Below are 22,135 nucleotides of genomic sequence, written 5' to 3'. Positions count from 1 at the left end.
ATAATCACTGGCTCCGACGTCTCGATAGAGATAGCAGGTGTCCTAGAGTCTAGGCTCCGCCAGTTTCCACTGTATGTTCCGCCTCTGGTAATGGAGATCGGGCCACTATAAATAACCTCAGTGGATTGTGCCCAGGTTGGTAAGGAACCCGGACTTAGCATCAATAGCAGTACGAATGCAGAGGACAGCCAATTGATGAAAGCTTTAGAGTAGAATCGCTTCATTAGTTTGAGTTTAATTTATCTCCAGATGTTTCGTTCAAAATGTAAGTTAGAGAGGATTGAGCCTCACCGAATGTTATACAAAATCTAATTGAAATGCCCCTTTGCAAGATTTATAGAATTGTACCATGCTTATCATAAGTAGGTATACATAGTAAATATTCTTATAGTAGTAGAAAGAGGTAAATGCTGTCATTTATATTTATTCAGTCAGTTATGAACAACCATTTTATAAATATAAATGATAGAAACCCTGTTTTGCAATAATAAGGCCGATATTTTTTGAACATTTTTGGTGATTAATTAAGAGAATTGCATCTACATACTTGGAAATATTAAAATTTTATGTTGAGATCCGGTTTATTTACCGATCATATATAATAAGTACAAAATTATTTTTTTATGAACATTCCAATAATAGTGTGTATTGAGTTTTGCATGGCTAAATATGTAGTATCTGTATTTATTAATATAATTATTAGCTGATGACTGTATGGTATTTTAGATGTTAAGTGCCAAGAATTTGAAAATAGACTGATAAGCAGGAAAAAAAGCCCCCACAGGCTACACTGTATTTTGTAATACAGTGTAGCCTGTGGGGGCTTTTTTTCCTGCTTATCAGGTTTAAAACCCTGCGTTAGAGCCAGTATCCGAGAATTCTGCGCATATATCCGTTAGCCAAGAAAAGCGGAAGATAAAGCGGTGGGCAGTTACGCCGGGCAAACTGAGTAAAGTCGCGCAAGTTGGCCCCGCCTCTGATACTGAATAAGTGGTTATAATAATTTCTCAAGCTCTTTCGCTTACGATTATGCTGGTCACCGCTTTCTTCAGGATACGTACCCAAACGAGCGTCAAAGTTTAAGTAAACCTCAAAGCCAGCTAGACGAGCTTGGTGCGTAAAATCATAATCAGCATAGTAATGCGGAAGAATATCAGCCGCAAACAAACCAATCCGATCAAATACGACACGCGGAATTAGTAAGCCGCGTCCAGGTAAGTTTTGACTAGGCCACTGCCCCCGACGCTGATCCGGAGCCACGTCATCTAGTAGGCGCCGAAAGCTGCCAGTGCGCCAGTTCAGCCAGCCTCCGCTATAGATAGGCTCTTGTGTTACAGCATCTAACTCATACGCTCCATAAAGCGCAGGTGGGCGGCTATTTGCCGCCTTCATCATGTTGGCTACAAAATCAGGATAGACGACAACATCATTATTCATCGTCATCAGCCAAGTGGCTCCTTGATCCAAGGCATAACGCAAGCCTAGATTTACACCAGCAGTCCAAAATAAAGATCCGGTGCCGGTAAGCACTTTCACTTCAGGGTACTTGTCATTTAATGCGGCCGCAGTACCGTCTGTAGAACCATCGTCTACTATCACTACCTTAAAATCTTGATCAGTCTGCTTACGTAGTGAGTCTAGGCACGCTAAAGTGAACGAGAGGCGATTGAAAACGGGAATAACAATGTGAAGCATAGTAGAAGCAAACGAGGGAAGACAGGCTTATCAAGCCAACTAATTCTGTATAGTTGACTGAATTAGTAAAGCATCTTTTTTAACTGAAGATCCATAAAGACGTAACAGTTTAGAAAGAGAGTCGTGCATAGAATAGTGCTGCTGAACAAATGCACGGCCAGCTTTGCCATAACGTTGGCGAAGGATAGGTTGCTCAATCAATTCCTGCAAAGCATCTGTGAATGCTTCAGTAGTCGTAGGAACACAGCGGCCTGTTTGACCTTCAATTACCAAGTCGCGCTGCCCATATACATCAAATACCACGGCGGGTATGCCACAACTTAATGCTTCAAGGAGCGAGATGCTTAGTCCCTCAAACAAGGAGGGCATTGCATAAATATCAGCAGCTAATAGAGCTTGACGCACGTTATGCGTTTGGCCCACGAACTTTACAGCATCGCTTACTCCTAGCTGGTGTGCTTGCTGCTGCTCCGCTGCGTGGGTAATTCCTTCGCCTACATGTAGATAAATCAACTGTTGGGCTACCCTTGGTCGTAAGGCTTTCAATGCCTCTAAAACGACTTTATGATTCTTAATAGCAGAGCAGCCACCTACTGATATTATAACTACGGCATCCGTGGGAATAGCGAAATGCTGACGCGCTTCTGCTCGTTCTGCTGCGTTATGGGCAGGTATGAAACGCTGCTCGTCTAGCCAATTAGGTACCAGAACAGTAGGATTATAATAAGTGTGGGCTTCAACTTGAGCTACTGAAGGGCCGATAGCGGTGAAAGTAGCTCCGAATAAGCGTCGTGCTATCCAGCGGTAAGTGCTACGACGCCAGCGTACTTGACCACGGAAGACAAAGTTATTGTGTATAGTAGACACAAGGCGAGGGACACGTGCTAATCGTGCTACTAGGAGATACCAAAAAAAATTTTGTTCAGTATGATTATGGACTACCGAAAACTGGTGTTGCCTTAAAAAGCAGTATAAGCGCCATAAATGCACTATTGACCAATTGTTATAAGGTCGGTGATGTACTATGAACCCTGCATCTCGCAAAGTAGGAGCATAGTCACCTACTACGGCGCCGTCGGCCAGCATATGCTGTTCAAAACCCTGAGCTTGTATAGTGGGAGCTGCCAGCCGAAGCATCACTTCAGCACCACTAAAGCATAGAGAATGTAAAATATGGAGTATTTTCGGTGCAGGGAGAGTAGGGGGGAGCATGTTATGCAGTAGGCTAAATGCTCAAAACAATAAGGAGCTTTAAACAAAAAATATCGTAATCTGATGGACACACCATATTAGCTATCTCCTTCCTCTAATCAATAGTAATTATTTTACTTTGTAGTAACAGTTGCATTATAGTTATATACAACATCGTCATGCTTATAATAAAGTAGTAACGGAACGCAAGCGAGCCAATATCTTATTGCGAAGTGTACTACGTAGCTCCCGATAGTCTGAAACGGTGTCACGAATTACAAAGCTAGGATGCCGCAAGGGCAAAGGGATTTGCTCAGTTGGTAGATTAGCTAATGGGTGGGAAGTATTTACTGTATGAGTGGCGTCCTCTCCAAAGCCAATATTACTAATTAGGTTTACGGCAGGCATGATACTTAGGCCTGATTGAATAAGTAGCGCAAAAGACCATTGGTAATCCCAAGTATCAAGCTTACCTGTGTGTGTCGCCCATAATGGACGTAACAACATGCGCGCTTCTAAGGGATTAAAGAAATGCCGCCATAAATAGTTTTTGCTATGAATTTCGGGCAGCAAGGGGGTAGCAACATTATAGTGCTGCCACGCCCGACGCCAACTAGCCCATCCCCAAATAGCAGAATGGCGAGAGAAATAATAAGAGTAATCAGGGTCCTTGACCCAACCCCGCATGATGTTGCTGCCATTTATGTGCATTACTCGTGTATCATCACGGTAGTGGTCAAGCAATTCTTCGCAGTAAGAAAAGAAGGAGGGGTGGGGTAAGCAATCATCCTCTAAAATGATACCTGCTTCCTCGTGTTGAAAAAACCAATCAATGGCAGTACTCACTGCTCGACGGCACCCAAGATTCTGATCCCGAAAAAGTGTTTTTACTGTACAAGGCCAATCTACGCCTGTTTCTATCAGACGACGCACCGTATCACAGGCAATCGCCTCGCTTGGCCGATCCGCCCGGGCACCGTCAGCGGCAATATATAAACGGGGTGGACGTGCAGCACGAATGGCAGCCAGCACACGCTCCGTTACATCCGGGCGGTTGAAGACCAAAAACAAAACTGCCGTACGAGGTATTGAACCGTTCGTCGCATCGGTAGAACCAGTTGAAGCGTTGACGAGCATGAATTAAGCTGATAGGGGAACGGCTGGGGTACTCTGAGAAGGACTACTGACAGAGGTAGAAATCTGATTTTCAGATGTAGTATTAGAGGCAAGTTCAGCTAAGGTCATTATGCGATTAAAGGCGAAACCAGCTAAGCCATAAAAGTATGGAGGTAGACTGTACGAATAGCCATATACCAAACTAGTCCCTAAGAAAAGGCTCCATGTTAGGGTTTCAGGGTCCATGCCAGGGCCTTTTAGCAGTTGTAAAAGCGCGTATAACTGAGGCATGGATAAAAGTATTAATCCTATTATCCCGAGATAGAACAGAGCATCGATGTAGAAACTATGTAAAAAGTGACCATGGCCATCAGGGAATACTACCAGGGTTGGTTGGTCAGGATCATAGAATTGAATAGGTAGCTCGAATCCTTTAAACCGCATTCCGGCTATTGGATTATCAACAATAAAAGGCCAGTAAGACTTTGCCTGTGCGGCTCGCCATCCTCCTGTACCTTGCTTATCGTAATTTTCAATGTCAGCTATATTCGAGGATATCTTGGCTAGTACCTTAGGATTTGATACTGCCAACGTAGTCAGCGTTAAGAGTAAGAATATGATAGGAATGCCTATTAGAGGTAATAAAGCCTTGAAACTTAGACGATGCCTAGCTGCACGAATTAACAGAGCAACATTAATAGTTAAAGTAAGAACGGATACAACCCAGACGGTTCGGTGCTGAAAAAATAGGATGGCAGTTGCAACCACAAAAAACAGTACTAGTTGTAATAGTTTGCGCGTTTGCAGGTATGTATTAAAGTGGTAGAGCAAGGGTAAAACCAATAGATAAACAGACGACGCCACCAATCCTCGCTCGTGATTGACAAAAGCTCCCATACTGAGAGCCTCAGGATTGAAAAGGCTCACATTAAGAATTAGAGCTACCCAGATCATTTTTATCAGATCTGCTAGTGTAATACGTCCAATTATTCTGTATACCCCATACATAGCAGGTAAGGTAAACAGCACCAATATTTTCTGAAACACATGCGGATATACCGCTGGTACACCATAACGTAAGTACGATTCGGCCATCAGAAAGGCTACACCTGCTAGGGCACACCAGAATACGTAGCGAGCTATCCCGGTCAGGTACTTATACAAAAGAATACTTAGAGGCACGCAACCGGCAATAACTAAAGCAGGATACCCATCAAGTGGCGATGGAGCCGAAGTTCCAAACTCATCCACCTCTATGCGCCCAGTAATCAGAGTTGAGAAAATAACGTCTAATATTAATATAGCCAACAGTGGAATAGCGTATAAAAGTCGATAACGTAGCTTCATAGTGGTAGCTGTAATCAGCGAGACTAGTAAGACAATGTAGATACAGCCTGGGGGGCAATTTGACCAAGTATCCGGCGGTATTGCTGTTCATAGGCCGCAGTAACGATAGGTATCGAAAACCTCTCCTGCACAGTTGTGATTCCTTCTCTACTTAGTTTTTCATACAGCTGGGGCTGAGTCAGTAAATGACACAAAGCATCCGCTATTGCTGCAGGCGAATTGATATCGGTAAGTATTCCATGCTTTCCATAATCAAGTACCCAAGGAACTGCTCCCGATTTAGCTCCTGCTATTACTGGAACCCCAGCCTGCATTGCTTCTACTAAGGTCATTCCAAAAGATTCTTCACGTGATGGATGAAGCATTACGTCGAAATCAGGCAAAAGGGTAATTATTTCATTGTGTGTAGCTTTCCCTGCAAAGTGTACACCTTCAGCTACCCCATGTGCTTTAGCCCATTGATGAGCTTGTCCATTTAAACCATAGTTGGGGCCATACAGCCAATACTCAACGTCTGAACCCAGACGTTGGCGCACCTCGCGAAATGCAAGTAGGGCTGTGTCTACATTCTTCAATGACGACCATTCCGCTTGCATTGAGATAATACGCCGTCGGGGACCAGTTGGAAATGAACGAGGGCCTCCTGGAGCTGGGCGAACCGCATTAGGCACTACGATTGGATGGCGATTCTTACTCTTTAGTGCCTCAGCTATATACGGTGAGACAGCAGTGAAATTCTTTCCCCAACGTAAGATCCGTAGTTTAAGCAAGAGACGAACCACCCGATAAGCATCAGGGACATACCGTAAAACCACCCATGGATTGTCATGGAGAGTGATTAGATGAGGATAACCACTCATCAGTGCTCCTAATGCGAATTCATAAGCCCAGTGGGCATGAACAATTTCTGGCTTATCCTGATGAATAAACCGGGCTAATTCCTTCCCTTCCTGCCTAAACAGATCTGGACAACGCTGACGTGCACGCGGCCGAAAATGGCCCAGATAAATTGTCAGCTGAGAACCACGTAGTACTACTGGAGTTGTAACCTTTGGATCTAATGAATAAACAGATACTTGGTGACCAGCTTCGAGTAATCCCTGGATTAATGGAGTGATGGCACTGCCCCCCATACCACTAGGGATAACAGCATCAGCGACATCTAAGTAAGGCCGTAATGCATCAACATCTATAGGGGTAGAAAGTCCGATTCTCATCGCAGGACACGTCAATAGTAAAAGGTTCAGCTAGCAGGAGCAGATCGATTGAGAAACCGCTTTGCAATTATTAATAGCCGTGGAAGTTTGGTAGCCAAGGTGAGAAGACGACGTGGTCGCCAAACAGGATGCGGAACCCCGAGGTAGCTACCTAAGTAGTCTGCCAGTGCTTCGGGGGGCAATTTCCAGAATTGGGAATCACGATTCACTACTCTGCGACTAAGCACAGGCAAACCCTGTGTTTTCTCATTAGGAAGGTGCCACAGCGAAAGTGACGCATCTGAAGGGCGCACATTTGTATTCCTGTAGCTAGTCCAAATACGTCGAATATAAGGGCTGGCGTCGGCCCAAGGACGAGGCAGACGGTTGTACACGAAACTACTTATGTACTCATCACCATCAAAGATGTTGCGGTTATTGCGAAAAGTGGGTGGAGAAGTAGGATAATCTCGTACTATTTGATCCCAATTTTTGCTAAGTTCCTGTATCACCTCTGCTAAACGCTCACGGCTACCACCAATGATTTCACCCCCAAAGTGGATTGGTGAAGCGACTGGATAGTCCGGATCGAGTTCTCGGTATAAGTCGCCCATATCGCGGCGGCTTAGTCCATGTATTTTCGTGTCAGGCAATGATTTAGGCTCTGCATCTAAGAGCAAAAGAACATCACTCTGTACTAAACGGGTAAGCGTTGGATCGGGCCGAGTCCAAACACAATCTGAATCTAGGAGCAGACTATATTGCCCCGCATCCGGATGAGACAAAGCGCGAAGCACATCGAGCTTGTAAAAAGCGTTTCGGAATTCTGTAGTGAAGTGCTCTGGAGGTCGAAACGCTTCAAAGGCTAGCAGTTTAATTTCTACTCCTATAGTATTTAAGAACTCGCGAAAGTCAACGCCGTTCCATGTAGCTAATTCCTGATCGTTTGTGTAAAGGATGTGTTTAGCTTTTGGATTGCAGCGAATAGATGTTGCAAAAAATACGGCCACACACTGCCAGTACACTTGTCGCCGCTTACTAGCGCTTATATTTAATAACTGTGGATACAGTGATCCTGGCGTTGTGGTATCGTCTACGCAAAGACTAGTAACAATATTCATCATATTCTAGACTTAACAACTGACACCAGCTTTTTAAATGAAAGCTCCTTCGGTGGATCTACGTCGTCAATACCGGGCGCATAAAAGCCCCGAAGAGAATAATCAACCTCTATCCCCTCTGCCGCAAACAATTCTACTACTGCATCCCGGTGCCATTTGCCCCTGTAAATTCCTGTGACAGGAGCAAATGGCATAATGGCGCGGTCAGGATAAGAATAAAGATCACGATTAATAGTGTAGAAGCGCTCCTTAGTAGGTTTGACCCGGCGGTTGACGTAAAACTCTGTCTGCCATGGATTTTCATGAGCGCGAAAATAGCGTGCTATGCGCCTGATATTCCACATTGAAGCCATCGCACTAAATAAATACGAATCAGAATGATCAACCTCCCACAAGTCAGGGAATTCACTTTGATGAAATGGACCTTGATTTCCACTTTCTACCAAGCCTATATAGGTCATTTGGTGTTCAAGCATGGTATCTGCAAACTTTTGTACCTTTCCTTCCGATACAAAATGGTCTAGAAACATGTCCTCATGTAAATACACGACGATATCTGTATCAATTTGCTTAAAAGCTTCTAGCAAACGCTCGCCATGGGGGGTATTAGCGCTTCCTGTAAAGCGCGCTACCCGCGTACATGTAATATCTAGCCCAGGAAAGGAGAAGTCTTTAGTTTCAGTGCTAAGGAATATTCTACCTTGATAATGCGGCCAGTATTTTTTGAACAGAGTAAAAAAGGGCACCCAACAATCGGAGTAGCTATCAGTGCTGCTAATCAGAACAGAGTAATTAGGTTTCATTAAGTACAACAAATTAAAGTTATAGCCCTAAGCATACAGGCTTACTGAAGAACAGGTGCAAACCCTGACACTTGAGGCGCTAGAGTTGGTAGGCGCGCTAATACATCTGCTACCGAAATCGTACCGGAAGCAGTTTTGCCCTGAACCTGCCCACATGTAGCATAGCTATAATCAAACCCAAGCTGAATGGCCAAGCGTGCATAACAGTCATTGAAATAACCATTTGGAAACACCTCCAGTACCCGAAGCCCTTTGGGGGACCAAGTTATATTACTAAGTCCCGCACCATGAAGAGCAACTACTGTTCTAGCTTGACTAAATAAATTTATCTGCTCTGCAAAGCTTAATTTCTCGCAGTAGACTATTTCGTATCCCCGTTCACGCAGAGCATTTTCAAGTTCTACTTCGTTGGCCATAGCTCTTCTAGGTGCATAACGCCGTGAAATATAAATATCACGATGGCCAGAAGGCAACTGTTCGTAGTTCGGAATATAGGTAGTTCGCAGTATATCCACTGCTATGGGAGGCACAAAGCCTGCATCAACCTCGGTTTGCAACAGGAGCAAATTGGGGATGCGCACAGGCTCGTCAGCTACAATAGTTTTTTGACTAAAGCTGTCGCCTAGTCGCAACGCTAATGCTTGACGTACAAATACAGGGTAATGTGTGGGAACCAGAATTCGCACATCAGGAGCTATCTCCAATGCGGTAAGCAGGTTGGGGAGGGTCTCGAAAAGCCAGTGAAAATATGGAGAAGGTGCAGCTGCTACTACTAAGCCGGTCTCAGTGAGTTGAGTAGGACGGCGTGTGTGTAGCAAGTGTAAGTGTGGCATTATATTGCCCCAGCCCATAAGTCGGCGTACATCACCAATGCTTTCAGATAATACGTAGTCAACGTTTGGAAGCCAGGTCAGCCCGTTGGCGGGAGCTACGCATACATCGCAAAGCCAATATGCCAGCCGTGCTTCAAATGATTTATGACGTCGGAAGTAGGGCGGATAATGTTCAGGAAAACTATAGTATTGAGTAGTAGGTAATGACAAGGTGCGCATCGTGCGCACATGTGGCTTAACAGCCTCCCAACCCCACACTTCTTCCAAAGAACGCAAAGCGGTACCAGGCAAGTTACCTACTATAGAGCCTAAAAGCTTGCGTTGAATTACCTGAGCTAACCGTAGCCGTACTTTAGCCACCGTCAAGCGCATCTGGCTAAAAGGACGGGCATGTCGTAAAAAGCTAAGCTTGCTCAATACGTGCTCATCGAGTTGCATGCGGATAGGACGATTGATGCCAACCGTTAGCATCCCAATTAGTAAAAATGCACAAAGCAATATATGAGCCAGCAATTGCACCAAGGCTGGTACTCCCGAACCTGTAAAGAGTACTGTGAGCCCATAAGAAGCTGATCCTACCACTAAGGCAGTTACAACAGCTGGTAAGTAAGTCGATACAATATCGAATAAAGAGTAACTTAGAAGACGCCTACCTGCTACTAGATAAGCTATATGACGTAGTACCTCCCCCACTAACATAGCCCCCGTCAGCCCTATCAGCCCGAATCGACTAGCATAGATCATTAGCAATGCCTGAACTACTACATAACTGCCTTGTAAACCCAACTTGAAGTTGAGATCTGCCAGTGATTCAAATAAAATGCCTCCAAAAGTAGAAAGCATGTTTAGCCCTACAACAAAGGCTACGATCTTAACGATAGGAATTGCTTCCAGCCATTGATCACCGAGCATTACCCGAACCAAAGGTTCGGCTGTAGTGGCTATTCCCACACATGTAGGTAATACTATGTAGCTAGTAAGAGAAAGGGTAGTTAGATAAGACTGGCATAATTGCTTACGATCATTTTGTAGTGTACTGAAGGCTGGCAATAATACCCGCGCTATGCTCGTCGTCATGTTGTGCACGGGTAAATACACCAGCATAAATGCCCTGTTATAAATACCAACCATGCGCACACCCAGCAATCGGCCAATGAATAACTGGTCCAGATTGGCCCCAAGGAATTCCAGAAAGCTTATAACTGAAACTTTACCACCAAAGGCAAATAGTGGTTTAAAAACACTCCAATTAAAAAGTGGGCGTATGCTATGACGGACGTTCCAATAAGCCAGTATACCTAATAAGATGCCTTGAGTAATCGTTGCTCCCAGCAAACTCCAGACACCATGACCCCGAAACGCCATTCCTAAGCCTACACCGCCATAAGAAATTATATAGGAAGCGACCTCGATTTTGCTGAGTGTCTCGAAGGCCATACGACGCTTGAGCAGGCTAACAGCCGTAGCCGATAGGCCAGTAATTAACAAGCTTACCGCCATTACCTGTAGAATTGGTACGACGTGGGGGTTCTTAAAATAGAGTGGGACTAAAGGAGCAGCAAACCAGAGTATTGTAGTACAAGTAATTCCTAGCAGAACCGAAACTGTAAAGGCTACCCGTACATCATCATCGCTTAACTCGGTACGTTGAATTAGGGCTTGTTCCAAGCCCATTTGAGCGAAATAGCTGCCGAAGCTTAATACAACTCCAGCCATACCAACTAAGCCAAAATCGGCCGGAGTAAGCAAGCGCGACATTAAGGCACTGTAGCCTACCTGCATCGCGGCAATCGCGAAGGTGGCCGTCGTGGTCCATTTAATGCTGTGCAGGATACGTGAGGATAGATTCTGGCTCATTGACACAGGAAATCTTGGAGCAAAACTGTCAAGCTCGACAGTTACGCATGGCGAATTTAAGCTGTGTAGTAAGCCGATTCGCGCTTATAGCGGTACTCGTAAGTAGATGAGAAATTAACGCCGTTCAGTAATACATAAAGCTGCTGGTTGCCGGTTTGGCGTTGAGCCAAATCCTGTACTTGCGATAGCATATTGCGCTGTGTATAACGATGACGAACTACAAAGATCGTTACATCTGTGTATTGATTCAGAATATAATACTCCGATACGAGGCCCAAAGGAGGAGCATCCACAATTACATAATCATATGATTTACGCAACTCAGCTATCAGTGTAGCCATGCGTGGCATTTCCAGCAGCTCCAACGCATTCTCAGGTATGGGGCCCGCAGCTAGAATCGTCAGGTTAGGAATATCAGGCTGCTGTATGGCTTCAGCCAAAGAGCATTCTCCATTCAAGTAAGAAGACAAGCCTGCATGACGGGAGTCGAAACCAAAGTAGCCCGCTACAGTAGGCTTACGCATATCCGTCTCGATCAGAATAGTGCGTTTGCCGGAAAGAGCTAATTCGGCAGCCAAATTGGTGCAGCAAAATGTCTTGCCTTCACCGGAAGTCGAGGAGGTAAAGCCAATAACACGTCGATCAGGGCCAGCCGCTACATATTGCAGATTTACACGCACAGTCCGGAATGATTCTGTAACAGCGGAGCGCGGCATCTCCATCCGGGCCAACCGGATTTTACGACCAGCATCGGCTATCAGACCCAGGAATGGAGCATTTGTAACGCGCTTGAGCTCATCAGCACTTTGAACAGTTTGAGCGGTGCGGTCGCGCAACAGAAGAAAGCCAGCAGGAAGCATTAGCCCAGCCAATACGGCAAACATGTACAATTGTTTGCCTTTGGGACTTTCCGGGGTACTATCAGACAATTGAGCGCGGTCTACTATTTTCTTGTCGCTCACGTTCGTCGCCAGCATCAAGGCTGCCTCTGTCCGCTTCTGCATTAGGAAGTTATAGTTCTGATCATTCAGAGTGCTTTGGGTGCGTAAACGAGCCATCTGCCGCTCATTTTCCGGCATCTGATTAATGGCCGTTTTGATGGAAGCCAAGCGATTGGTTATATCAGCAAGTGTTGCATCGGAAGAGCGTATCAGGCCTCCAAGACTGCGCTGGAGTGACTGCCGACGGCTTTGGATTCGGCTGTCTAATGCCTGCAATACTGGGTTATCATCATTCGCACTTACAGCCAAACCAGCACGCTGGCTGGTAAGCTGTGCCAAGTCGCTAAGTTGGTTATCGAGTACTGGGTCATTAACGCCTGCGCTTGCCCATGTGCTAACTGCCTCTTCACTCGAATTAGTACGAAGAGCGCTTAAAACGCTTTCATATGTGCGCCGGGTAGCCAATAATTGGGCCTTCTGGCTCTCTAACTCGCTAATCTTACCTATGCCTGAGCTTGATTGAACGCCAACGTCAACCATGCCGCGCGAAGCTCTGAAGGAGGCAAGCGCGGCTTCTGAACGCCGTAGAGAATCGGCAACCTTCGTAATCTGTGACTCGATGAACTCAAAGGTCTTGCTGCCTTTTCGGTTTTTATCAACCAGATCATTGAGCACATACGTTTCCATGAGGGTATTCAGGAAGCGCGTTTCCTTACTTGCTACAGATCCTTTACTGGTGAGCCGTAGTACTCGAGCAAAACGCTCCGTAGGCTCTACAATCAACTTGCCCTGATATTCACCAACCAACGCATCCGGATGATTAATAACGAAATAGCGCTTAGCTACCTTGGGTAACGACCTAACGGAATCGGTTGGTGTGATGGTAAGAGTTAAGTGTGGCGTGCGTAACAGTTGACCGGGACGTACTACTTCGTTAATAGTAAAGTCGTCGATGGTTTCCAGCACGGTACCCGTGCGCATATCCGTTAGGTATGCTTTATCTGCCTCGCCCTGAATATGATAAAATCCATCGGGGCGCAGCTCCAGAAATAGAGACACTCCGGTTACCTGGGGGGCAATTGTATCAAGCTTTACTGTATAGCCGGCATCCTGATAATGCTCCTGGATTTTTAAGTCGCCAAGCTTATTGAGAAATGAGTTGGTAACGTCAAAATAAGATACTTCAAAGTCAAGCTTTTTGAGGGTTTGCTGTACCAGCGAAGCAGAGGAAAGCACACTTATCTCATCTTCGACACTGGTTAGGTTATTCAGGCTTTCAGTAGGTGTAAGCCTTTCCTGAACATTGCGCGAGCCGGGCGTCGCCCGATCGGCCAGCTGAATGGTGGAGTGAAAACGGTATACTGGTGACGTGGTCTGAACCTTGAGCCAAGTCGCAGCCAGCAACACGATTGGTATAATGACGAAAAGATACCAATAGCGACCAAATTTGAAGAGCAAATTGCTCAGGTTCAGCTCATCCGAAGATTCCTGCTTGTTCATCTGGGTAACTGAAAAGGGAAAAGCCTGCGTTTATATACAAGGTACGTACTATGGGTTTATGCCGCTATAGTTCAGCAGAGCATAGGCTGTCGTAAGCTTATATTACCTGTTCGCAGATATAATTAAGTTTGTTATTACGGCTATTGTAGTTAAGCCCGCGAATACCAGGCTTAGGTTGGTGAGGTTAGCCCGTTGGGTGAGCGCAGACTCTGGCTCGACATATACTGCATCGTTTGGCTGCAGGTAGTAGTATGGTGAGGAAAGCAAATTCGGTTTGGTAAGGTTCAGCAATACTACTTCTGAGCCTGTTGGGGTCTGACGGATCAATTTAACGTTGCGACGGTTGCCTAACGGGGTAAGATCACCGGCGAGGCCCAAGGCTTCCAATATGGTAGCCTGTGGGTTTTGGATAAAGAAGTAGCCAGGATTGCGGACCTCACCCAATACGGTGATTTTAAAGCTGACCAATTTAACCGAAGCAGTTGCGCCCCGTACATAGTTATTTACGGCATTCTGGATGACGCGCTGGGCTTCTGATACCGTAAGCCCTCGAACAGGCAGTCGACCAGCAGTGGGTAGCGTAATATTGCCCCCCGCATCAACAACATAACCGTTTGTATACTGGGAGCCAGGGTCACCGTTGATAAAGTTTCCTTGGCCCGTATTCAGATTAAACACCTGTGTCAGTTCGGGCTGTGCGCTTTGCACCGTAATGTTCAGTACATCATTTGTCGCAAGCTTGTACTCTTGACGCTCATTGGTTATTGCTTTGGCTTGAGTGCCGGAATAATCGGAGTCCTGTAAATAGCTGATGTCCTTGGTTGAAACACAGGATGTTATGCCGCTAAGTAGTAGTATGGCAAACGCGTAGAGGGGACGGATCATAAAAAAAGTGGTGTGTTCTAGAGGAGGGACAGTGAATAAGAATGAAAGTCAGGAGCAAAAAGCAGGCGAAACTGTAAAAATGACAAGCTTATTTAGTACTATATAGTAAAAGTAATTCGCATTCTATTCTATATCAAGAAATAGTTAAATATTTATAATAAAATTTTGTACTTAACAATTCCGGGTAGTTACGGATTTACATCACTAAAGTTTTTTGGCTTTGATAAGAAGCGGGTCAGAAGCAGCTTTCCACCATTCAATAAGAGCCACTTGGGGGGCAAATCTTTGTTCCTGAAAGGCGGTTCGTATACTTGTCTATGAAAATTTTGTTGGTAGAAGATGAGCCTAAAGTTGCGGCCTTCTTACAAAAAGGCTTAACTGAGCAGCAGCATACCGTAGAGGTAGCAACCGACGGTCCAACTGGTTTGCGACGGGCTTTGGCTGAGCCTTACGATCTGCTGATTCTGGATAATCTGCTGCCTGGCCTCAACGGCTTAGACGTGTGTCGGCAGGTGCGCACCCAAAATTCTGCGGTTCCTATTCTGATGCTGACGGCGCTGGGCGAAACGGATGATAAGATTCGGGGGCTTGATGCCGGCGCCGACGACTATCTGGTGAAGCCCTTTGCCTTTCAGGAGTTGCTGGCGCGGATTCGGGCCTTAGTGCGGCGGCGCCACGAGAGCCCATCACCGGAAATTGTTCTGCGCCTAGCCGATCTGACTTTGGATCCGGGCCGCAAGCTGGTGCAGCGCGCCAGCCAGACTATTCAGTTAACGGCCCGTGAGTTTGCTTTGCTGGAATACCTGCTCCGCAACCAGGAGCGGGTGGTGTCGCGGGTCGATATTCTGGAGCAGGTTTGGGAAACATCCTTTGATACAGGGTCCAACGTTATTGACGTGTATATCAACTTCCTGCGCAAGAAAATTGACAAGGATTTTTCTCCCAAGCTTATTCACACGTTGGTAGGAATGGGCTATGTAATGAAGGAAGAATAGGGTGGGGGGCTTTTTTGTGCTGGCTGCGTACCTGTCAGTGGCCGTAAGCAACAGAATTGTGCCCTTAGCACAGCAGTAGTGCATCATTTAGTATTCTCTTATGACCATTCGGACGCGTCTGGCGCTACAGTTTGCTGCCATTCTGGCCGTCACTCTGATGGTGTTTTCGCTAGTGATATACTATTTCACCTACCAATCACGCCAGGAGTTTTTTACGGCTAACCTACTGGCCCGCACCCGAGTGGTAGCTCACGTCTATCTGGATGGCACCAACCGGAGCGACGAAGCTAGCCGAGCTTCTTACCGGCGATATCTGCGTCAGTTTTATCGTACGCTACCCGAGGAAGAAGCCCGCGTGTACAATGCTGCAAACGAAGTGGTATTTCAGGAAGGGGAGGGACGTCTCGATTCAATACCGCTGAAAATGCTAGCCGAAGTACGTGCAAAGCGGCAGGTTATAATTAAAGATAAAGACTTGCGCCAGACCATTGGCGTTCTTTATCATGATGCCCAGCGTGGTGATTTTGTAGTAGTGGCCTCTTCCCTCGATGCCGACAGTAGGCGGCAGTTGCGTAGCTTGAGGCGCCGGTTACTGGGGGGCTTTTTAGCCTCGTTGAGCATAGTGGGGCTTGGTGGTTGGTTTTTTGCCCGTCAGGCATTGCGGCCGATGCAGCGTATTGTGCAGGAGGTAGATACCATCACCGCCTCCGACTTGCATCGGCGCTTGTCGCAGGCTGATGGCCAAGATGAAGTGTCCCACTTAGCACAACGCTTCAATAGCTTACTCAATAGACTCGAAACAGCTTTTGCAGGGCAGAAAAACTTTGTTCGCGACGCTTCCCACGAGCTCCGAACACCGCTGGCTGCCCTCATGGGTGAGCTGGAGGTTGCTTTGCTGCAGAAACGAACTCCTGAAGAGTACCGCCGCACCTTAAGCAGCACACTCGATGCGGCCCGCCTGCTCAGCAACCTTACCAATGGCCTGCTCCAGATAGCGCGTGCCTCTGATGACCCGTCGCAAATTACGCTTGGCTTGGTCCGGCTGGATGAGCTGTTGCTGCAGGCCCATGAGGAAATGCAGCGCCGCCAGCCTACCTGTCGCATCGACTTGGCCTTTCATGAGAATGGCAAAGCGGAACAAGACACCGTATTTGAAGTACGCGGCAACGAAGCTTTGCTGCTGGCCGCTATTCTCAACGTATTAGAGAATGCCTGTAAGTTTTCCCGCGATTCCAAAAAGCCTATTATGGCAACCCTCAGCTCTAACGAAAAACGTGTTATGCTTGAGGTACTGGATTATGGCTTGGGCATGAATGAGGCTGACCGTCAGCAAGTATTCGTGCCATTCTTCCGGGCCGAAACGGTACGTAATGTTCCAGGCCATGGTATTGGCTTGCCGCTTACTGCCAAAATAATGGGTTTGCACTGCGGCTCGGTGCAGGTTGAAAGTCAACTGAATATCGGAACGCGAGTAATATTAGAATGGCCTATTGCCTCCCAAATGAGAGTAAAAGCATAACGAGTGGAACTGACCGAATTAAGACACTGGGTTTTTAACCTTATTTTAATTCTATTTTAACCGAGTCTTAACGACTAAGGAATAGGTTTGTATCGTATCTAGTAGCTAAAGCAGCAATATTTGCTGTCTGCTGTTGGGCTGTTGTTTTAATTACAACGCATCCTCCTCCTCCATGCCACAAGTTGCTTCTTCCACTCCCCATGTAGTGCCGCCTACATCTCCTACGGAGGTGCAGATACCGCCTACTAATTATCTCAAAACGTTAAGTAAAGACATCCCATCGGGCCTGGTCGTGTTTCTGGTAGCACTGCCGCTGTGTTTGGGAATCTCTCTAGCCTCGAATGCTCCCTTGCTATCAGGGATTATTACGGGTATTGTGGGGGGCGTTGTGGTTTCCTGGCTGAGTGGTTCCCAATTAAGTGTGAGCGGTCCGGCCGCTGGTCTTACAGCCATTATGATAATGGCCATTAGCACGCTAGGCTCGTTTGAAGCCGTGCTGACCGCAACAGTAATTGCTGGTGTTCTACAGCTTATTCTCGGCTTTGCGAAGGCGGGCATTATCGGCATGTACTTCCCCACATCTGTTATTCGGGGCATGCTGGCTGCTATTGGTGTGATTCTGATTCTGAAGCAGATACCACACTTCTTAGGAGCTGATAGCGACTATTTTGAGGATCTGGACTTTCTTCAGTTTAATGGCCAAAATACTTTCACGGCAATCGGGGCGGCTCTAACGTCGATCAATGTCGGCGCGGCTATAATTGGTATCACTTCCCTGCTTATTCTAATTGCCTGGGGTTCTAAGGCCCTGCGTCGCTTGTCATTTGTACGCATGATTCCGGGTGCCCTGATTGTAGTTATAGTATCGATAGCAATAAACCAATTGCTGGGTGTAGTGGCTCCTGAACTAAAGGTGCAAGCTGCTCACTTGGTTAATCTTCCTGTTATCAGCTCATTTAGCGATGTGGTAGGCATCCTGCGCTTCCCAGATTGGAGCGCGCTATCTAATAGTTCTACTTATGTTGTCGCCATTACCATTGCTATCGTAGCTTCTTTGGAGACCTTGCTTAGCGTAGAAGCGGTTGATAAACTGGATCCGCACAAGCGCCACACTCCTCAAAACCGAGAGTTGAAAGCACAAGGGGTGGGTAACCTTATAAGCGGAATGATCGGTGGTCTGCCACTGACGGCTGTTATCGTGCGTAGCTCAGCCAATATCGATGCTGGGGGGCAAACTAAGGTGTCGGCATTTTTTCATGGCTTGTTATTGCTAGCCAGTTTGCTGTTCCTGGCTGACTTCCTCAATGAGATTCCGCTGTCAGCGTTGGCTGCTGTCCTGTTGATGGTAGGTTTTAAGCTAACCAAGCCGGCTTTGTATACCAGTCAGTGGCGCTTAGGATTAGCCCAATTCCTGCCGTTTATCGTAACAATTGTTGCTATTCTTTTCACCGACCTTCTAAAGGGTGTGTGCATCGGTCTGGCCGTGGGAGTGTTCTATATTCTGAAGGCTAACCTTGAGTCGGCTTACTTTTACCATCATGAGCCAAGCCAGGATCCTGACACGGTTCACATTAAGCTATCGGAGCACGTTTCTTTCCTGAATAAAGCGAGTATTGTTACCACTTTGGACAGAATTCCGGCGGGTAAGCACGTTATTCTGGATGGCACTGAATCATCGTATATTGACTATGATGTGCTCGAAGCCATTCAGAATTACCGAATTACGGCGGCTGAGCGTGATATCAAACTCGAACTCCGTGATATTCCTGAGGTAAGCCTGATCGCGCACTAATTTTAATTCCACCCTACACCCCCCAACACCGTCTTCCCGGCTAGTGTTGGCCTCACTAAGTCCTTATACATCCCCATGAAAGAGATTCTGGAAAATAACCGTATCTGGGTTGAGCGAATGCTGGCTCAGGATCCGCAGTACTTCGAAAAGCTAGCTCTGGGTCAAAAGCCTCAGTATCTGTTTATCGGCTGCTCCGATTCACGCGTACCCGCTAGCGCAATCACCGGAACCGGCCCGGGCGAAATGTTCGTGCATCGTAACATCGCCAACATGGTGGTGCACACCGATATGAACCTGCTGTCGGTGCTCCAGTATGCAGTAGAAGTATTGAAGGTCCAAGACATTATCGTGTGCGGCCACTATGGTTGCGGTGGGGTGGCAGCAGCAGCAGCCGGCAAGCAGTATGGCCTGATTGACAACTGGCTAACCAATATCCGGGACGTTATTCGTTTGCACGAAAAAGAGTTTTTGGGCATTGAGGATGAGGATCAGCGTCTCCGGCGTTTGGTTGAGATGAATGTTATTGAGCAGGTGCGCAACCTGGGCAAGACTAACATCATTCAGAATGCCATGAGAGGTGGCAATCCTGTCCGTCTGCACGGCTTGGTATACGATATCAGAGAAGGACTTCTAAAGGATCTGAAAGTCGATGATGCATTAATGAGTGATTTCGAGCATATCTATGGCACCGAAGCTATGGAGCATGCTGAGGAAGTGCTTGAGGATCAAGTAGAGGCTACCGATGACTTAGGTGCCAAAAACAAAGCTTCTAATTAGTATCTCGCTAAGGAATGAAGCCAGCAAACGTTGACTTTAAGTGTATTTAGCTACCACTAGCCGACGTAAACTGAGGGGGATACGTTGGTAACTGGGAACCTCCGTGACTAAGTAGTCACGGAGGTTTTTTTATGTCCAAAAAAGCCCCCCACGTAACACTAGTCTGTGGCGATGCCGTAAGAGAAATGAACAAATTGATTCTTACTACTATGAAGACTAAACTAAAAAAGCTTTCCAATCAGGTAATCGTTATTACAGGCGCCTCATCCGGCATTGGTCTGGTTACGGCCCGCATGGCTGCCGCGCAAGGTGCCCGATTAGTGCTGGCTGCCCGCAGTGAAGAAGCCCTGCGCCAGCTGGTGGCCGAGATAAAGGAAGGCGGCGGCCAGGCCATCCACGTAGTAGCCGATGTAAGCAATCAGGATGATGTGCGCCACATTGCCGAGTCAGCCAAAAACCGCTTTGGCGGCTTCGATACGTGGGTAAATAACTCCGGCGTGTCGATTTATGGCAAGATTGAGGAGGTGCCCATTGAGGACATGCGCAAGCTGTTCGAGACCAACTTTTGGGGGCTGGTTTACGGCTCGCTGGAAGCCACCAAGCACCTCAAGCAGAAGGGCGGTGCCATCATCAATATCGGCAGCATCCTGTCTGAGACGACGGCCATTCTGCAAACCATTTATAGCGCCAGCAAGCACGCCGTGAAAGGCTTCACCGATGGCTTGCGCATGGAGCTGGAAATGGACGAAGCGCCGGTGGTAGTTACGCTGATCAAGCCGGCTGCAATTGATACGCCGTATCCGCTGCACGCCAAGAACTATATGGAGCGCGAAGCCCAGCACGCGCCGCCCGCCTACGCCCCCGAAACCGTAGCCCGCGCTATTCTGCACTGCGCTGAAACGCCCGAGCGCGAAATAACGGTGGGCGGTGGTGGCCGCGCCATCACGGCTCTGAACAACTGGGTGCCGAGCCTGCTCGACAAGTTCATGGAGAACGTGTTTGTCAAGCAGGAAAAGGCCGATTACCCGCCTCAGCCCCGCGACAATAACGGACTCGACGGCGCCATTGGCTCGTTGGAAGAGCGTGGCAACTATCCTGGCTACACCCGCGAAAGCAGCTTTTATACGCAAGCTACTACGCATCCACTAGCGGCTGCGGCCCTCATTGGTGCGGGCGTAGCTATTACGGCGGCTTTGCTGAACTCATCCAAGGATAAAAACTCCGCTCGCCGCCCGAAGCACGTAACCACCACTTACCCCGATGGCACCCGCGAAGTGCATTAATCAGGATTTCGGTAAGTAAAAAAGCCCCCCGGACAGCATCTGGGGGGCTTTTTTTTAAGAGTGCCCGTCGAGTAGCTTGGTCTGTGGAAGCCGCCGCTATTCCGCGTCTTTCAACGACTGCATATCGATGACGTAGCGGTAGCGCACTTCCTTGTCCATCATCTTGTCAAAGGCTTTATTAATGTCCTGCATCCGAATCATTTCAACGTCGGGCAGAATATTATGCTGAGCGCAGAAGTCCAGCACTTCCTGGGTTTCGGCAATGCCGCCGATGATAGAGCCCGCTACTGTGCGCCGAAACTTGGCGACATCCATATTGTTGAGCGGCTTCTTATACTCGCCCAGTAGTCCCACTGCTACCACGGCGCCATCCAAGTTGAGCAGGTTCACATAGTCGTTGATATCGTACTTATCAGGTATGGTATTAAGAATGAAGCTGAAGGAGGCTTCGTGCTGCTTCATGGCGTCGGCATCGGTGGAGAACAGCACTTTGTCGGCGCCCATTGCTTCAGCGTCTGCCTGCTTGTCTTTGGAGGTGGTGATGGCTGTTACATTGGCTCCCAATGCTTTAGCGAGCTTCACGGCCATATGGCCCAGGCCACCCAACCCTACTACACCTACCTGGTCGCCGGCTTTCACCTTCCAGTGCTTCAGGGGCGAATACGTGGTTATGCCAGCGCACAGAATAGGCGCTACAGCATTGATATCGAGGCCGTCCGGAATGCGTAGCACAAACGATTCCTTCACGGTCATGTTGGTTGAGTAGCCGCCGAAAGTGTTGGTACCGCTGCCGTCTGGTTTCATGGGGCCATTGTAGGTGGCCGTCCAGCTTACGGGTCCCTGGCAATAGTTTTCCTCGCCGTGCTGGCAAGGCTGGCACTGTCCGCAAGAGTCAATCATGCAGCCCACGCCCACGATGTCGCCGGCTTTAAACTTGGTTACGGCGCTGCCCACGTCCGTCACGCGCCCCACTACTTCGTGGCCGGGTACGCAGGGATAAATCGTGTTTCCCCAGTCATTCTTCGCTTGATGCAAGTCGGAGTGGCACACGCCGCAGTAGAGAATATCAATGTGCACTTCATCGGCTTGGGGTGCGTGCCGCTCTATTTCCATGGGCGCGAGGCCGTTAAAAATCGAATTAGTGGCCCCGTAGGCTTTGGTTTTAATAGCTTCCATAGAATAGAAAAGGTTGGTTTTGGAGGTGGAAAAGAGCGGTGTGAAACCTCAGCAACGCAAGCGGCCAGGCTACTGATGAGTTACGGCTGCAACTACCTGGGGTTGAGT

General features: G+C 47.5%; 16 protein-coding genes. 5 read left to right on the top strand and 11 right to left on the bottom strand.

Annotation, left to right across the window (positions count from 1 at the left end; genetic code table 11):
• Positions 1-858 precede the first annotated feature (858 nt).
• The 10 genes from IEW06_RS11170 to IEW06_RS11125 form a co-directional block, all read right to left on the bottom strand.
• Positions 859-1,695 (bottom strand): glycosyltransferase family 2 protein, encoded by an 837-nt coding sequence (locus tag IEW06_RS11170; RefSeq protein ID WP_187732600.1) that lies wholly within the window; start codon positions 1,693-1,695, stop codon positions 859-861.
• A 39-nt stretch (positions 1,696-1,734) separates the two neighbouring features.
• Positions 1,735-2,907 carry a glycosyltransferase gene (locus tag IEW06_RS11165; RefSeq protein WP_188548294.1) on the bottom strand — a complete coding sequence of 391 codons (1,173 nt, stop codon included), beginning with the start codon at positions 2,905-2,907 and terminating at the stop codon, positions 1,735-1,737.
• A 162-nt stretch (positions 2,908-3,069) separates the two neighbouring features.
• The gene (locus tag IEW06_RS11160) at positions 3,070-4,023 is read right to left on the bottom strand and encodes a glycosyltransferase family 2 protein (RefSeq protein WP_187732598.1); all 954 of its coding nucleotides are present in this window, start codon (positions 4,021-4,023) and stop codon (positions 3,070-3,072) included.
• Positions 4,024-4,026: 3 nt separating this feature from the next.
• Positions 4,027-5,349, bottom strand: a complete 1,323-nt coding sequence (locus IEW06_RS11155) for an O-antigen ligase family protein (RefSeq protein ID WP_187732597.1) — start codon at positions 5,347-5,349, stop codon at positions 4,027-4,029.
• A 23-nt stretch (positions 5,350-5,372) separates the two neighbouring features.
• Positions 5,373-6,566: a glycosyltransferase family 4 protein gene (locus tag IEW06_RS11150; RefSeq protein ID WP_188548293.1), complete on the bottom strand. Its 1,194-nt coding sequence runs from the start codon at positions 6,564-6,566 to the stop codon at positions 5,373-5,375.
• 26 nt (positions 6,567-6,592) lie between these two features.
• Positions 6,593-7,555 (bottom strand): hypothetical protein, encoded by a 963-nt coding sequence (locus IEW06_RS11145; protein WP_229743110.1) that lies wholly within the window; start codon positions 7,553-7,555, stop codon positions 6,593-6,595.
• Between the two features lie 110 nt (positions 7,556-7,665).
• Positions 7,666-8,469 carry a hypothetical protein gene (locus IEW06_RS11140; RefSeq protein WP_188548291.1) on the bottom strand — a complete coding sequence of 268 codons (804 nt, stop codon included), beginning with the start codon at positions 8,467-8,469 and terminating at the stop codon, positions 7,666-7,668.
• 41 nt (positions 8,470-8,510) lie between these two features.
• Positions 8,511-11,159, bottom strand: coding sequence for an oligosaccharide flippase family protein (locus IEW06_RS11135; protein ID WP_188548290.1), 2,649 nt, complete (start codon positions 11,157-11,159; stop codon positions 8,511-8,513).
• 56 nt (positions 11,160-11,215) lie between these two features.
• On the bottom strand, positions 11,216-13,600 hold the full coding sequence (locus tag IEW06_RS11130) for a GumC family protein (protein WP_188548289.1): 2,385 nt from the start codon (positions 13,598-13,600) through the stop codon (positions 11,216-11,218).
• Between the two features lie 102 nt (positions 13,601-13,702).
• On the bottom strand, positions 13,703-14,485 hold the full coding sequence (locus IEW06_RS11125; RefSeq protein ID WP_223284642.1) for a polysaccharide biosynthesis/export family protein: 783 nt from the start codon (positions 14,483-14,485) through the stop codon (positions 13,703-13,705).
• Positions 14,486-14,802: 317 nt separating this feature from the next.
• Between IEW06_RS11125 and IEW06_RS11120 the strand changes: the two genes are divergently transcribed.
• From IEW06_RS11120 to IEW06_RS11100, 5 genes are all read left to right on the top strand, one after another.
• Positions 14,803-15,480, top strand: coding sequence for a response regulator transcription factor (locus tag IEW06_RS11120; protein WP_187732590.1), 678 nt, complete (start codon positions 14,803-14,805; stop codon positions 15,478-15,480).
• Between the two features lie 100 nt (positions 15,481-15,580).
• Positions 15,581-16,999, top strand: coding sequence for a sensor histidine kinase (locus IEW06_RS11115; RefSeq protein ID WP_188548288.1), 1,419 nt, complete (start codon positions 15,581-15,583; stop codon positions 16,997-16,999).
• Between the two features lie 172 nt (positions 17,000-17,171).
• Positions 17,172-18,791, top strand: a complete 1,620-nt coding sequence (locus IEW06_RS11110; RefSeq protein ID WP_188548287.1) for a SulP family inorganic anion transporter — start codon at positions 17,172-17,174, stop codon at positions 18,789-18,791.
• 75 nt (positions 18,792-18,866) lie between these two features.
• A complete protein-coding gene (can, locus tag IEW06_RS11105) occupies positions 18,867-19,568 on the top strand; it encodes a carbonate dehydratase (RefSeq protein ID WP_187732589.1) in 702 nt (233 codons plus the stop codon).
• Between the two features lie 209 nt (positions 19,569-19,777).
• Positions 19,778-20,851 carry an SDR family oxidoreductase gene (locus IEW06_RS11100; RefSeq protein WP_188548286.1) on the top strand — a complete coding sequence of 358 codons (1,074 nt, stop codon included), beginning with the start codon at positions 19,778-19,780 and terminating at the stop codon, positions 20,849-20,851.
• A 96-nt stretch (positions 20,852-20,947) separates the two neighbouring features.
• Here IEW06_RS11100 and IEW06_RS11095 read toward each other — a convergent pair whose 3' ends face one another.
• Positions 20,948-22,027 (bottom strand): NAD(P)-dependent alcohol dehydrogenase, encoded by a 1,080-nt coding sequence (locus tag IEW06_RS11095; protein WP_187732588.1) that lies wholly within the window; start codon positions 22,025-22,027, stop codon positions 20,948-20,950.
• Positions 22,028-22,135 lie beyond the last annotated feature (108 nt).

The organism is Hymenobacter qilianensis (assembly GCF_014638675.1).
GTDB classification, from domain to species: Bacteria; Bacteroidota; Bacteroidia; order Cytophagales; family Hymenobacteraceae; genus Hymenobacter; species Hymenobacter qilianensis.
Note: the sequence above shows the minus strand (reverse complement) of the source record. Positions and strands in the feature narration are given on the sequence as shown.